The 13119-nt window shown below is 74.0% G+C and carries 13 protein-coding genes and 2 pseudogenes; all 15 read left to right on the top strand.

Going from position 1 to position 13119, the window contains the following annotated elements; genetic code table 11:
• Window positions 1-169 precede the first annotated feature (169 nt).
• The gene (locus ACZ6ZT_RS30860) at window positions 170-940 is read left to right on the top strand and encodes a response regulator transcription factor (protein ID WP_469723447.1); all 771 of its coding nucleotides are present in this window, start codon (window positions 170-172) and stop codon (window positions 938-940) included.
• Window positions 941-1073: 133 nt separating this feature from the next.
• A complete protein-coding gene (locus ACZ6ZT_RS30855; protein WP_469723446.1) occupies window positions 1074-1928 on the top strand; it encodes a hypothetical protein in 855 nt (284 codons plus the stop codon).
• A gap of 265 nt (window positions 1929-2193) precedes the next feature.
• Window positions 2194-3463 (top strand): annotated as a pseudogene (locus ACZ6ZT_RS30850) (FAD-dependent monooxygenase); the annotation flags it as partial.
• A 145-nt stretch (window positions 3464-3608) separates the two neighbouring features.
• The gene (locus tag ACZ6ZT_RS30845) at window positions 3609-4256 is read left to right on the top strand and encodes a TetR/AcrR family transcriptional regulator C-terminal domain-containing protein (protein WP_469723445.1); all 648 of its coding nucleotides are present in this window, start codon (window positions 3609-3611) and stop codon (window positions 4254-4256) included.
• A 67-nt stretch (window positions 4257-4323) separates the two neighbouring features.
• The gene (locus ACZ6ZT_RS30840; protein WP_469723443.1) at window positions 4324-4656 is read left to right on the top strand and encodes a TcmI family type II polyketide cyclase; all 333 of its coding nucleotides are present in this window, start codon (window positions 4324-4326) and stop codon (window positions 4654-4656) included.
• Window positions 4657-4693: 37 nt separating this feature from the next.
• Entirely contained in the window at window positions 4694-5962 is a 1269-nt protein-coding gene (locus tag ACZ6ZT_RS30835; protein ID WP_469723441.1) for a beta-ketoacyl-[acyl-carrier-protein] synthase family protein, read from the top strand.
• Window positions 5959-7176 (top strand): ketosynthase chain-length factor, encoded by a 1218-nt coding sequence (locus tag ACZ6ZT_RS30830; RefSeq protein WP_469723440.1) that lies wholly within the window; start codon window positions 5959-5961, stop codon window positions 7174-7176. The genes ACZ6ZT_RS30835 and ACZ6ZT_RS30830 overlap by 4 nt, the downstream gene beginning before the upstream one ends.
• Window positions 7177-7285: 109 nt before the next feature.
• On the top strand, window positions 7286-7555 hold the full coding sequence (locus ACZ6ZT_RS30825) for an acyl carrier protein (protein WP_469723438.1): 270 nt from the start codon (window positions 7286-7288) through the stop codon (window positions 7553-7555).
• Between the two features lie 169 nt (window positions 7556-7724).
• Window positions 7725-8306, top strand: a pseudogene (locus ACZ6ZT_RS30820) (SDR family oxidoreductase); the annotation flags it as partial.
• Window positions 8307-8453: 147 nt separating this feature from the next.
• Window positions 8454-9368 carry an MFS transporter gene (locus ACZ6ZT_RS30815; protein ID WP_469723437.1) on the top strand — a complete coding sequence of 305 codons (915 nt, stop codon included), beginning with the start codon at window positions 8454-8456 and terminating at the stop codon, window positions 9366-9368.
• Window positions 9365-9742, top strand: coding sequence for an acyl carrier protein (locus tag ACZ6ZT_RS30810; RefSeq protein ID WP_469723436.1), 378 nt, complete (start codon window positions 9365-9367; stop codon window positions 9740-9742). Before ACZ6ZT_RS30815 ends, ACZ6ZT_RS30810 begins: the two co-directional genes overlap by 4 nt.
• The gene (locus tag ACZ6ZT_RS30805) at window positions 9739-10566 is read left to right on the top strand and encodes a 4'-phosphopantetheinyl transferase family protein (protein ID WP_469723435.1); all 828 of its coding nucleotides are present in this window, start codon (window positions 9739-9741) and stop codon (window positions 10564-10566) included. The genes ACZ6ZT_RS30810 and ACZ6ZT_RS30805 overlap by 4 nt, the downstream gene beginning before the upstream one ends.
• A 29-nt stretch (window positions 10567-10595) precedes the next feature.
• Complete coding sequence (locus ACZ6ZT_RS30800) at window positions 10596-11546, top strand: ACP S-malonyltransferase (RefSeq protein ID WP_469723434.1); 951 nt, start codon at window positions 10596-10598, stop codon at window positions 11544-11546.
• A gap of 163 nt (window positions 11547-11709) precedes the next feature.
• Window positions 11710-12849, top strand: coding sequence for a dTDP-glucose 4,6-dehydratase (gene rfbB / locus ACZ6ZT_RS30795; RefSeq protein WP_469723432.1), 1140 nt, complete (start codon window positions 11710-11712; stop codon window positions 12847-12849).
• Window positions 12806-13093 (top strand): NDP-hexose 2,3-dehydratase family protein, encoded by a 288-nt coding sequence (locus ACZ6ZT_RS30790; protein WP_469723478.1) that lies wholly within the window; start codon window positions 12806-12808, stop codon window positions 13091-13093. Before rfbB ends, ACZ6ZT_RS30790 begins: the two co-directional genes overlap by 44 nt.
• Window positions 13094-13119 lie beyond the last annotated feature (26 nt).

The raw sequence follows: 13119 nt of genomic DNA, 5'->3' as shown, positions 1-13119 counted from the left end.
GAAGCAGGGTCGGCCTTCATGGCCGGTTTTGCGGCAGTTCCCCCGCCCTGGTGGCCCGATTTAGCCCATTTTTCGTGAACCTTCTCGCAAACTGAGGCCTTTGACAAACCGACGAAGCGGTTTGTATCTTCGGGGCGTTGACCCAACCGAGTTCGAGGGAGGGGGGCAGATGAACCAGCGGACCCTTGCTGTACTGGAACCTCACACGGCCACCACGGTGGCGAACGGCGGTTTCAGGGCGGCCGAAGGCCTCAGACCAACGCACCACACGCCGGCCCAGTCCGCGCTGTGGCGGATCCTCATCGTGGAGAGCAATGCGGCCGAGGCCGAGACACTGGCGCGCGGCCTGCGCCGTCACGGGCACGAGGTCGACATCGTGGGCACCGGCGGCGCGGCGCTGCGCGCCTACGCCGACGCCGACCTGGTCCTCCTCGACCTGGAACTGCCCGACCTGGACGGGCTGGAGGTCTGCCGGGGCATCCGCGCGGCCCACGAGATCCCCGTCATAGCGGTCACCGGCCGGGGCAGCGAGCTCGACCGGGTCCTCGGCCTGCAGGCGGGCGCCGACGACTACCTGGCCAAGCCCTACGGGTTCCGCGAGCTGATGGCGCGCATGGAGGCGGTCATGCGGCGGGCGCGCCCGACCCGGCCCGTCGCCGCCACCATCAGCCGCGGGCCGCTGCGGATCGACTCGGGGACGCGCGAGGTGACCCTGGACGGCGTACCCGTCGAGACCACCCGCAAGGAGTTCGACATGCTCTACCTCCTCGCGTCGCATCCGGACACCGTCATACCGCGCAAGATGCTGATGCAGCAGGTGTGGGGCGACTCCTGGTCCCGCCGGACCGTCGACACGCACGTCAGCACCCTGCGCAACAAGATCGGCGCCGGCTGGATCATCACGATCCGCGGCGTCGGATTCCGCTTCGGCCAGGGTTAGCCGCCTGCGCGCCCCTCTGTCTGGCTCGCTGACCGCCTGACTGACTGTCCGCCTGCCTGCCTGCCTGACTGACTGCTCGCCCGCCCCGGCCGGGCCGCCGTACGGAACACGAAGACGACCCGAGGGGAACGACATGACGGTGACGGCGCTGTGCCACGGGGAAGGCTGCCGGGGCGAGAACGCCGGCGGGCCCACCCGGCGGCGAGCGGCGGCCCAGGGCAGCCGGCTGTGCCGTCCCTGCCGTGAGCACCTCGCGGCGGACCTCGGCGAAGTGGCCCGTCTCTACGAGGAGTGCGGCCGGGTCCTCGGCGGCGCGGGCCCCGGCAGCCTGCGCGAGCGGACCACCGGCGGCGCGGCGACCGGGCTGCCCTTCAACGGCGCGGCCGCGGACGCGCGGGCCCGGATGGTCTCCGTACTCGGCTCCTGGAGCGGGCTGGTGGCGCAGCAGCGCGGCCTGACGCCGCCGCCGCGCACCGTGGCCGCCCTCACCGCCTTCCTGCTGCGCAACGCCGACTGGCTCGCCGCCCACCCGGCGGCCGGCGAGGCCTCCCGGGAGACCGCCCGGCTGGTCCGGGCCGGACGCCGCGCGGCCTACCCCGAACCGGTCCGCACCATCCGCCTCGGCGCCTGCCCCGAGCCCGGCTGCCCCGGCGCACTCGCCCTGTCCGTACACGTACGCGGCGCGGCGCCCGGCGCCGACCGGGCGGTCGCCTGTGACACCGACCCGGCCCACCGCTGGACCAGCGAGCAGTGGAGCGAGCTGAGCGACTCCCTCGGGGCCGGGCCGGTGGCCGCGGCCGCCGCGCCGGCCACCGAACGCTGGCTCACCGCCGCCGACATCGCGCAGCTGTGGCACACCCCGACGGGCACCGTCTACCGGCTGGCGAGCGAGCAGCGGTGGCGCCGGCAGGGCCGGGCGGGGCGCACCTACTACCACGAGGCGGACGTCCGCGCCTGCTTCGCCCGCAGGGCGGCGGCGCGCGCCTGATCCGGCGTACTTCCCAAGGGCTCCGCGGGTGTGTTCCGCGGGGCCCTTCATCGTGTCCGGGCGGGCGCCGCGACCGGCCGGGCTGACGTGGTCTTGACATTCCCTTGGCCGTACTCCGACGCAGCGGAGAGTCCCTTGTGGAACCTGACCGAGTCCTGAATCCAGCCCCATTGAACGGCTGCCCGGCTCCGAAGAACCTTGTAGTCAAGATCCGGTGCACTGTCTCCGGAGGCGAATTCGAGGAGACGTGATGGACGCACCGGTCATCGTCGTCTTGGAACGGCTGGAGCGGCGCACAGGCGCATCGCGCGGCCTCGGCTTCACCACGCGCACGCTGGAGACCTTCGACCAGCGCGGCATCCTCGCCCGCACCTGGAGGACTGGGCCACGGGCCTGGGGGCCGACGTGCGGCGCGGCCACGAGGTGCTGTCGCTGCACGACGACGGCGAGGGCGTCGACGTCGAGGTGCGCGGCCCCGGCGGCACGCGGACGCTGCGCGCGGCGTGGCTGGTCGGGTGCGACGGCGGGCGCAGTACGGTGCGCAAGGCCGCCGGCTTCGACTTCCCCGGCTCGGCGGCCACCATGGAGATGTGCCTCGCCGACATCAGGGGCGTCGAGCTCAAGCCCCGCATGATCGGCGAGAGCCTGCCCGGCGGCATGGTGATGGCGGGCCCGCTGCCCGGCGGCACCACCCGGATCGTCGTCTGCGAACGCGGTACCCCGCCGCGGCGGCGCGCGAGCCCGCCCGCCTTCGCGGAGGTCGCGGCCGCGTGGCAGCGGCTGACCGGCGAGGACATCTCGGCCGCCGAGCCGGTGTGGGTGAGCGCCTTCGGGGACGCGGCCCGGCGGGTCACCGAGTACCGGCGCGGCCGGGTGCTGCTGGCCGGGGACGCGGCGCACATCCACCTGCCGGCGGGCGGGCAGGGCATGAACACCGGGATCCAGGACGCGGTCAACCTCGGCTGGAAGCCGGCCTCCGTGGTGCGGGGCCAGGCCCCGCACGGCCTGCTGGACACCTACCACGGCGAGCGGCACCCGGTCGGCCGGCGGCTGCTGATGAACACCCGGGCGCAGGGGCTGCTGTTCCTGAGCCGGCGCGGAGGTGCAGCCGCTGCGGGATGCGCTGCGCGAGCTCATGGGGTACGAGGACGTCGCCCGGCACCGCGCGGCGATGGTCACCGGCCTGGAGATCCGCTACGAGGCGGGGCATCCGGCGCCACCCCCTGCTGGGCCGCCGGATGCCCCGCCTCGAACTGGCCGGTCCCGAGGGGCGGACCTCCAGCACCGCGCTGCTGCACTGCGCGCGCGGCGTCCTGCTGGACCTGGCGGACAACCCGAAGCTGCGCCAGCGCGCCGCCGCGTGGTCCGACCGGGTCGACACCGTCACGGCCCGCCCCGACGGCCCGGCCGGGGGCGAGGTGCCGCAGGACACCACCGCGCTGCTGATCCGGCCCGACGGGTACGTGGCCTGGGCCGCGCCCGGCAGCCACCACGACCTGCCGATGGCGCTGGAGCGCTGGTTCGGCCCGGCGTGACGCCCGGCCGGCGGGGGTTTCCGGTGTGACGCCGGTCCGTGTGACGCCTGACGGCGGGGGCCGGCGGCGGTCGTCGGGGTGGGGCCGGGCGGGCGATGTGTGTTTTTCGAGCAGTCCCGAGCACCTCACGAGGAGAGACCACCCCATGGCAACGCCCCTGGCAACCGTCGAGCGCGCCCCCTCCGGACCGGCGGGGGAGCGCCGGGAGATCGTCTGGGCCGCCCGTACGGTGCTGGCCCGCGAGGGCTGGACGCGCTGTTCCCCCGAAGCCACCGCGGCCGAGGCGGGCGTACCGATGGACGTGCTCGCGCGGCACTTCCCCGACCACGAGCGGCTGTTGCTCGGCGTGCTCCTGGACAGCTCCGCCTCGGTGGCCGCCGCCCTCGCCGCCGTCGCCGACAGCCACCTGGAGGAGATCACCGACCTCGAAGGGGACCTCGTCGCGCTCGGCCGGGCCTGGCTCGCGCCGCTGGAGGCCTTCCGCGAGCACTTCGCCATCGTCCGCCACATCAGCGCCGAGGTCGCCCGGCTGCCGGCCGGGGCCGTCGAGAAGTGGCAGGCCGCCGGCCCCCGCCAGGCCCGCCGCGAACTGGCCCGCCGGCTCCGGCGCCTGGCCGTTCTCGGCCTGCTGGACATCACCGACGAGGACCAGGCGGCGGAACGTTTCATCCTGCTCGTCCCCTCCACCGTCGTCCAGCGCTCCTTCCTCGGCGCCCTGCCGGTGCCGCGGGACGAGGCCGACGCCCTCATCGCGGACGGGGTGGCGGACTTCATCCGCCTCTACCAGCCCTGACCGCCCGCCCCCTGTCTTCGCCTCCTCACGACCCCCCGAACATCCCGACGCACGAAAGAGACCTCGGATGACGCACAGCAACCTCATCGTGGCGCGGATGGACAGCATGTCGAGCGACCAAGTCGCCCAGCTGTTCGCCGAGTTCGACCAGACCGACATGCCGGAGCGGATGGGTACCCTGCGTCGCCGCCTGTTCATGTACAAGGGCCTGTACTTCCACCTCCAGGACTTCGCCGAGGACGACGGCGGCCAGCGCATCCAGGAGTCGCGCACCGACCCGCGCTTCATGAAGATCAGCCACGACCTGCTGCCCTTCATCCAGCCGTACGACCCCGCCACCTGGCGCACCCCGGCCGACGCCATGGCCACGCGCTTCTACGACTGGTCGGCCTCGCGGTGAGCCCCGTCCGGGCCGATACGAGGGGAGGGCCGTACCGGTGACCCGCCGGGTAGTGATCACGGGGATCGGAGTGCTGGCGCCGGGCGGCATCGGCACCGGTGCCTTCTGGAACCTGCTGACCTCGGGACGCACCGCCACCCGCGGGATCACCCTCTTCGATCCCGCCGACTTCCGCTCCCGGGTGGCCGCCGAGGTGGACTTCCACCCCGAACAGCACGGGCTGACCTCCCGGGCGGTGCGCCGCATGGACCGCGCCACCCAGTTCGGCGTGGTCGCCGCCCGCGAGGCGCTGGCCGACAGCGGTCTCGACCTCGCCGGCTTCGACCCGCACCGCACCGGCGTCAGCATGGGCACCGGCGTCGGGGCCATCGGCAGCCTGGACACGGCCTACCGCGTGGCCAGCGACGACGGACGGGTCGCCCAGGTGGAGCACATGTACGCGCCGGGCCACCTCTACGACCACTTCGTGCCCAGCTCCTTCGCCACCGAAGTGGCCTGGGAGGTCGGCGCCGAGGGACCCTCCACGGTGGTCTCCACCGGCTGCACCTCCGGGGTCGACTCGGTCGCGCACGCCGTCGACCTGATCCGCGAGGGCAGCGCCGACGTCGTGCTCACCGGCGCCACCGACGCCCCCATCAGCCCGCTCACGCTGGCCTGCTTCGACGCGATCAAGGCGACGACCGCCCTCAACGACGAACCGGAGACGGCCTCGCGCCCCTTCGACGCCACCCGCAAGGGCTTCGTCCTCGGCGAGGGCGCGGCCGTGTTCGTCCTGGAGGAGCTCGACGCGGCCCGCCGCCGGGGCGCACACGTCTACGCCGAGATCGCCGGCTACGCCTCCCGGGCCAGCGCCTTCCACATGACGGGCCTGCGCCCCGACGGCCGGGAGCTGGCCGAGGCCATCACCGTGGCCCTGGACGAGGCCCGGCTGGATCCGGGCGACGTGGACTACGTCAACGCCCACGGCTCCGGCACCCGGCAGAACGACCTCCACGAGACCGCCGCGTACAAGCTGGCCCTCGGCCGGCACGCCTACGAGACCCCCGTGAGCTCGGTCAAGTCGATGATCGGGCACTCGCTGGGATCCGTCGGCTCCATGGAGATCGCCGCCTCCGTCCTCGCGATGGAGCACCACGTGGTGCCGCCCACCGCCAACCTGCGCACGCCCGATCCGGAGTGCGACCTCGACTACGTACCGCTCGTCGCGCGGGAGCACCGCACCGATGCCGTCCTCACCGTCAGCAGCGGATTCGGCGGGTTCCACAGCGCGATGGTGCTGACCCGGCCCGAAAGGAGAACCGCATGAACGCGAGGACCCTGGTCACCGGCATCGGCGTGGCCGCCCCCAGCGGGCTCGGCGTGGAGGACTTCTGGTCGGCCACCCGCATCGGCAAGAACGCGATCGGGCCCGTGACCCGCTTCGACGCCTCCGCCCACCCCTCCCGCCTGGCGGGGGAGATCCACGGGTTCGACCCCGGGGAACACCTGCCGGGCCGGCTCGTCCCGCAGACGGACCGGGTCACCCAGCTCGCCCTCGTCGCCGCCGACTGCGCCTTCGCCGACGCCGGGATCGAGCCGGGCACGGTCGACCCGTACGCGATGGGCGTGGTCACCGCGGCCGGAGCCGGGGGCTTCGAATTCGCCGAGAACGAGCTGCGCAAGCTCTGGAGCGAAGGCGTCAAGCACGTCAGCGCGTACCAGTCCTTCGCCTGGTCCTACGCCGTCAACAGCGGCCAGATCTCCATCCGCCACGGGCTGCGCGGCCCGGTCGGGGTGGTCATCAGCGACCAGGCCGGCGGTCTCGACGCCCTCGCCCAGGCCCGCCGCCGGCTCCGCAAGGGCAGCCGGCTGATCGCCACGGGAGGCTTCGACGCGCCGATCTGCTCCCTGGGCTGGGCCTCCCACCTGCACAACGGCCTCATGTCCACGAGCGACGAACCCGAGCGGGCCTACCTGCCCTTCGACGACGACGCGGCCGGCTACGTCCCCGGCGAGGGCGGGGCCATGCTGATCCTGGAGGACGAGGACAGCGCCCGGGAGCGCGGCGCGAGCACCGTCTACGGGGAGTTCGCCGGCTACGGCGCCACCCTCGACCCCAAGCCGGGCAGCGCCCGGGAGCCGGGACTGCGCCGGGCCATCGACATCGCGCTCGCGGACGCGGACTGCCACCCGGCCGAGGTCGACGTGGTCTTCGCCGACGGGGCGGCCAGCCCGCGCCTCGACCGCGAGGAGGCCGAGGCCATCACGGCGGTCTTCGGCCCGCGCGCGGTCCCCGTCACCGTGCCCAAGACGATGACCGGGCGGATCAACTCCGGCGGGGCGCCGATCGACGTGGTCTCGGCGGTCCTCGCCATGCGGGAGGGCCTGATCCCGCCCACCACCAATGTGGAGCTGTCCGGCGCGTACGACCTCGACCTGGTGACCGTCCGGTCGCGCACGGCCTCGGTCCGTACCGCGCTGGTCCTCGCCCGGGGCCGCGGCGGTTTCAACTCCGCGGTCGTGCTGCGCGCCCTCGACTGACGGCGCCCTGAACCGGCGCCCGCCCCGTCACTTCGACGGGTCCGGGCGGGCGCCTGCTGTGACCGCCGCCGCATCCCCCGGCCGCGGAATTCCGATGAAGGGATCCATTGTGTCCAAGCAGGAATTCACCTCCGACGACCTCAAGCGCATCCTCCTGGAGGGTGCGGGCGCGGACGAGGGCGTCGACCTCGACGGCGACGTCCTCGACAGAGAGTTCGAGACGCTGGGCTACGAGTCCCTGGCGCTGCTGGAGACCGGTGGGCGCATCGAGCGCGAGTTCGGCATCACGCTCGACGACGACGTCTTCACCGACAACCCGACGCCCCGGGCCCTGGTCGCGGCCATCAACGCGTCCTTGAGCGCCCTCGTCGACGCCTAGGAACACCCCGCGGGCGGGCGGCCGGTGCACCGCCGCGGCGACCGCCCGCCCCCCACCTCCGCTTTCCCTTCTCTGTTTTGGAGACCAGAGACATGCCGGAGCAGGGCAAGCGGGTTGCCGTCGTCACCGGTGCGACCAGCGGTATCGGACTGGTAGTGGACGGCGACGAGTCCGGGCCGAACTCGGCGTCCCCGGGGACGCGGAGGCCCTGTTCACCGCCCTGGAAGCGGACCTCCTGGACCGCACCGGCAGTACCGACCTGCACATCCTGGTCAACAACGCCGGGGTGATGGGGGGCGTCGGCCCGGCCGACATCACCCCCGACCAGTTCGACCGGATCTTCGCGGTCAACGCGAAGGCCCCGTTCTTCCTGATCCAGCGGGCGCTGCGGAACAGGCCCGACGGCGGCCGCGTCATCAACATCTCCTCCGGCCTGACCCGTTTCGCGAACCCGGACGAGATCGCGTACGCGATGAGCAAGGGGGCGCTCGAACAGCTCGCCCTGCACTTCGCGAAGGCGCTGGGCCCCCGGGGCATCACCATCAACTCCGTGGCGCCCGGCATCACCCGCAACGGCAACCCCGTCTTCGACATCCCCGAAGCGGTCGAGCAGATGGCCTCGCTGTCCGCCTTCAACCGGGTGGGCGAGCCGGAGGACGTGGCCGACGTGGTGGCCTTCCTCGCCACCGACGAGGCCCGCTGGATCACCGGGTCCTTCGTCGACGCCACCGGCGGCACGCTCCTCGGCTGAGCGTCCGCCCCACCGGACCCGCCGGCGCGAACCCACGCCGCGCGCCGGCGTCGGGGCGGGCCGCCCGGGAACCCTCCCGGGCGGCCCGCCCCTTTTCCTTCCGCCCGCATGCGCGGGCCGTTCCACTCCTGCGAGCGAGACACGAGCATGGACTCCTCGACGACAACCCCGCCCGTCGATGAGCGGGCCCGCTGGGCCCTGGTGGCCGTACTCGCCGCGAACATGCTGGTCGACGCGCTGGAGGTGTCCGCGACCCTGGTGGCGCTGCCGGCCGTCGGCGCCGACTTCGGGGCGGGCGCGGCCGGGCTCCAGCGGCTGGTCAGCGGCTTCGCCGCCGGATTCGGCGGACTGCTGCTCCTCGGCGGCCGGCTGGTCGCACACCTGGGCCGGCGCCGGGTCTTCCTGGCCGCGCTGCTGGTCTTCGCCGCCGCCTCGCTGGCCGGGGCGCTGGCGGACGGCCCGGCCCTGCTCACCGCCACCCGTGTGGTGAAGGGCTGCTGCGTGGCCCTGACCGCGCCCACCGGACTGGCCATCATCACCTCGGCCTTCCCCGAAAACCCCGCCCGCCGCCGGGCGGTGTCCCTCTACTCCTTCTACGGCGCCACCGGCTTCTGCGCGGGCCTGCTCCTGTCGGGGCTGCTCACCGGGATCGGCTGGCGCTGGACCCTGGCCTTCCCGGCGCCCGTCGCACTGCTGCTCACGACGGCCTGTGTCGGCGCCGCCTTCGTCCTCGCCTTCACCGCCCTGCACCTCCAGGCCACCGGCGCGCTCCCGGACTCCCTCCAGGGGGCGGCCCCCGGGCTCTACCAGACCTGTGTCCAAGCGGGCGCCGCCCTCACGGTGGCGTCCACCGCGGCCCTGTACCCGCTGGGCCGGGCTCCGGCGCTCTGGCTGGTCACCGCCGTCGCGGCGGCCGGCGCCGCCGTCGCCCTCGGCGGCCCGGCCCGCTCCGCCCGTACCCGTAACGCCCCACCGTCCGCCCGTTTTCGAAGGCGACGCCGCCCGCCGGCGGGAAGCCCCGCCCGGCGGCCCCGTCCGCCCCGACCCCGGAAAGCAGCATGAACACACTCCACATGTCACAGACGTACGAGACAGACAACGGCCTGGTCCACATGACCCCGCCCGACATGGCCGTGCTGAACGCGGTCGGGCTGGGCGAGCGCACCCGGATCCTGGAGCGGTACGTCCGCGAGGAGCTCGGCCGCATCCTCGGGATCGAGCCGCACCTGGTGGACACCACCGGCCGCCCCATGGGCTGCCTGGGCATCGGCTCCATCTCCGGCATCGAACTCCAGTACCGGATGGAGAACACGCTCGGCGTCGACGTGAACCTCCAGCGGCTCCTGCTGGCCAACAGCGCCCAGGAGCTCATCGACTGCCTGGCCGGCCAGTTCGGCCCGGAGGCGCACCTGCACGGGGCACCGGTGCCCGCATGACGGCGACCGTGCTCCTTCCCGCAGCGCGCCCCTCGGTCCACCACCAGGACCTCGCGCACCCCGACTTCACCCTGTCCGCCGACCGCGTCGACCTCTGGCTGATCCGCCGCCCCACCGGCGCCGACGCCGAAGCCCTCGCGATCGGCGAGCTCGACGAGGCGGAACGCAAGCGCACCGACTCCTTCATCCGCAGCTCCGACGGGATGCTCTACGCCGCCGCCCACGTGGCGGTGCGCCGGCTGCTCGGCCGCTACACGGCCGTGCGTCCCGAGGACGTGCGCTTCATGCGCGAGCCCTGCCCCGGCTGCGGCGAACCGCACGGCCGGCCCGCGCTGTCGCCCCCGCCGCCCCCGCTCCACTACTCCCTCTCGCACAGCGGGGGCCTCGCCATGATCGGTGTCGCCACCGTGCCCGTGGGCGTCGACGTGGAGAAGCTGCCCGGCGCCGAGACCGTCGACATCTGCTCGAAGGCGCTCCACCCGCAGGAGCAGCTGGAGATAGCCGAGGCCGAGGCGGGCGAGGAGCGCCGCCACCTGTTCGGCCAGATCTGGACGCGCAAGGAAGCGTTCCTCAAGGGGATCGGGACAGGGTTGAGCCGTTCGCCCGCGCGGGACTACCTCGGCACCGACCACGACCGCCACCCCGACGGCTGGACCGTGGCCGGCGTGCCCGCCGACGCCCACCACGCGGCGGCCGTCGCCGTGGCCGGGACCGCCCCGGCGCGGATCGACGTCAGGTGGGTGCCGGACGCCTGGCTCTCGGTGGGCCACACCGGGTGCGCGGACACCGCGCGGGAAGCGCGTCCCGACGCCCTCGCCAGTTGAACCGACCCCGCAGAAAAGGACGTGACCGGATGATCCGCACCGCCTTCGTCTTCCCGGGCCAGGGCTCCGAATGCGCCGGAACGGGCAGGGAACTGCTCGCTCTGCGCCCGGACCTCGCCGACACCCTCTACCGCACCGCCGACGACCTCCTCGGCATCCCCCTGGCCCGGATCTGCCAGGACGGGTCCCCACGGGACTTCGAGGACCCGGCGGTGGCGCAGCCGGCCGTCTTCCTGACGAGCCTGGCCGTCCTGGAGGTGCTGCGCGGCGAGGGCGTGGAGCCGGACGCGGTGGCCGGGCACAGCCTGGGCGAGTACGCGGCGCTCGTGGCCGCGGGCGTCCTGGAGTGGACGGAGGCCCTCTGGCTGGTGCGGCTGCGCGCCGAGCTGGTCGCCACGGCCGGGGACCGGATCGGCAGCGCCACCGTGGCCGTCATCGGCCCGCCCCGCTCGGACCTGGCCCGGCTCTGCGCCGAGACCCGGGCCGCCACCGGCCAGGTCGTGGAGGTGGCCGGGGACAACGAGCCCCGGCAGACGGTGGTATCGGGCCAGGCCGAAGCGGTGGAGCGGGTCGCGCGGGCGGCCGCGGCCGCCGGGGCGCGGGTGGAGCGGCTGCGTACCGGCGGCCCCTTCCACTCCAGCCTGCTGAACGAGGCCGAGGCGGAGTTCACCGAGACGCTGCTCGCCACGGAGTTCCGCGACCCGGCCGTCCCGCTGGTCTCCGGCGTCACCGGCGGGTGGGTGACGACGGCCGCCGAGGCCGCCGTCGCCCTGCGCGGCCAGCTCACCAGCCCGGTGCGCTGGACCGAGGCCGTCGGCGCGCTCGCCGCCTCGGGTGCCGACCGGTTCGTGGAAGTGGGCCCCGGCCGGGTGCTGAGCGGGCTGGTCCGGCGGATCCTGCCGGGCGCCGGCGTCCACCCGACGCACACCGCGGACCGGCTCGGCCGGGCCGTGGAGGCGCTCACCGCCACCGCGGTCTGAGCACCGGCCCCGGCGGGCGGAACCGGCGGCCCCGACCAGGCCCGCCCGCCCGCGACGCCCGCCCGCGCTCCCCGCGCCCGCCCCGCGCGGGCCCCGACCAGGCCGCCTGCCCGCGACGCCCGCCCGCGCGCCCCGCGCCCTTTCCCGTCAAGGAGACAACGACATGACACACCTCGCCCCCGGCCGCGCGCCCGCAGGAGGCGGCAGGCGGCTGCTGGTCACCGGCGGGGCCGGGTTCATCGGTTCCCACTTCGTCCGGACCCTGCTCGGCGGCGGCTACCCCGGTCACGAGGGAACCCGGGTCACCGTCCTCGACAAGCTCACCTACGCGGGCAGCCGGGAGAACCTGCCCGCCGCCCACCCCCGGCTGGACTTCGTCCACGGCGACGTCTGCGACGAGCCGCTGCTGCGCGCCCTGCTCCCCGGCCACGACGCGGTGGTGCACTTCGCCGCCGAATCACACGTGGACCGCTCCGTGCACTCCGCCGCCGCGTTCGTCCGCACCAACGTCGGCGGCACCCAGACCCTGCTGGACGCCTGCCTCGCCACCGGCGTCCGCCGCGTGGTCCACGTCTCCACCGACGAGGTCTACGGCTCCATTCCCGAGGGCGCCTGGACCGAGGAGTGGCCGCTGCGGCCCAACTCCCCGTACGCCGCCTCCAAGGCCTCCTCCGACCTCATCGCGCGCGCCTACTGGCGCACCCACGGCCTCGACGTGACGATCACCCGCTGCTCCAACAACTACGGGCCCCACCAGCACCCCGAGAAGCTGATCCCGCTGTTCGTGACCAACCTCCTGGAGGGCGGGCGGGTACCGCTGTACGGGGACGGGCGCAACGTCCGCGAGTGGCTGCACGTCGACGACCACTGCCGGGCCCTCGCCCTGGTCCTGGACCGGGGCCGCTCCGGCCAGGTCTACAACATCGGCGGCGGCAACGAGCGGACCAACCTGGACATCACCGAGCGGCTGCTGGCCCTGTGCGGCGCCGACGCCTCGGCCGTGGAGCGGGTGGCCGACCGCAAGGGCCACGACCTGCGCTACGCCCTGGACGAGACGAAGATCCGCGAGGAGCTCGGCTACGCCCCGCGGATCCCCTTCGAGCAGGGCCTCGCCGACACCGTCGCCTGGTACCGGGACAACCCGGGCTGGTGGAAGGCCGCGAAGCACCGTACCGACGACTTCGGCCGCCCGGGCCGGGAAGGGACCAGCACGCGCCGGAGATGCGGATCGCCGCCGGCCCCAGCTCGCGCCGGTTCGAATCGCGCTTCGCCCGCAGGCTCGGGCACCGCAAGGCCCACCTGACCAACTCGGGCTCCTCCGCCAACCTGCTGGCCATCCGCTTCCTGAACGCCGAGAGCCGCTACCTCTTCCTCGACGTGGACGTGGACGTGGACGTGGACGAGGACCAGGCCCGCTCCAGGCCCCGCCCGGCTACCTGTGGGCCACCCCCGGCCAGCTCACCGCCCTGCTGCGGCACAACCACTACCTCAACGTGCAGGCGCGCACCCTGCTCTCCTGCCTGACCACGGGAGCGGTGCGCCTCTGATGGACCCGCTGCGCATCGGCGTCCTC

It is taken from the genome of Streptomyces sp. NPDC102258 (assembly GCF_055584685.1).
Note: the sequence above shows the minus strand (reverse complement) of the source record. Positions and strands in the feature narration are given on the sequence as shown.

Bases quoted from the DNA above. Each gene is read 5' to 3' on its own strand.
- ACZ6ZT_RS30860 (WP_469723447.1), top strand. From the start codon at position 170: ATGAACCAGCGGACCCTTGCTGTACTGGAACCTCACACGGCCACCACG.
- ACZ6ZT_RS30855 (WP_469723446.1), top strand. From the start codon at position 1,074: ATGACGGTGACGGCGCTGTGCCACGGGGAAGGCTGCCGGGGCGAGAAC.
- ACZ6ZT_RS30845 (WP_469723445.1), top strand. From the start codon at position 3,609: ATGGCAACGCCCCTGGCAACCGTCGAGCGCGCCCCCTCCGGACCGGCG.
- ACZ6ZT_RS30840 (WP_469723443.1), top strand. From the start codon at position 4,324: ATGACGCACAGCAACCTCATCGTGGCGCGGATGGACAGCATGTCGAGC.
- ACZ6ZT_RS30830 (WP_469723440.1), top strand. From the start codon at position 5,959: ATGAACGCGAGGACCCTGGTCACCGGCATCGGCGTGGCCGCCCCCAGC.
- ACZ6ZT_RS30815 (WP_469723437.1), top strand. From the start codon at position 8,454: ATGGACTCCTCGACGACAACCCCGCCCGTCGATGAGCGGGCCCGCTGG.
- ACZ6ZT_RS30810 (WP_469723436.1), top strand. From the start codon at position 9,365: ATGAACACACTCCACATGTCACAGACGTACGAGACAGACAACGGCCTG.
- ACZ6ZT_RS30805 (WP_469723435.1), top strand. From the start codon at position 9,739: ATGACGGCGACCGTGCTCCTTCCCGCAGCGCGCCCCTCGGTCCACCAC.
- ACZ6ZT_RS30800 (WP_469723434.1), top strand. From the start codon at position 10,596: ATGATCCGCACCGCCTTCGTCTTCCCGGGCCAGGGCTCCGAATGCGCC.
- rfbB (WP_469723432.1), top strand. From the start codon at position 11,710: ATGACACACCTCGCCCCCGGCCGCGCGCCCGCAGGAGGCGGCAGGCGG.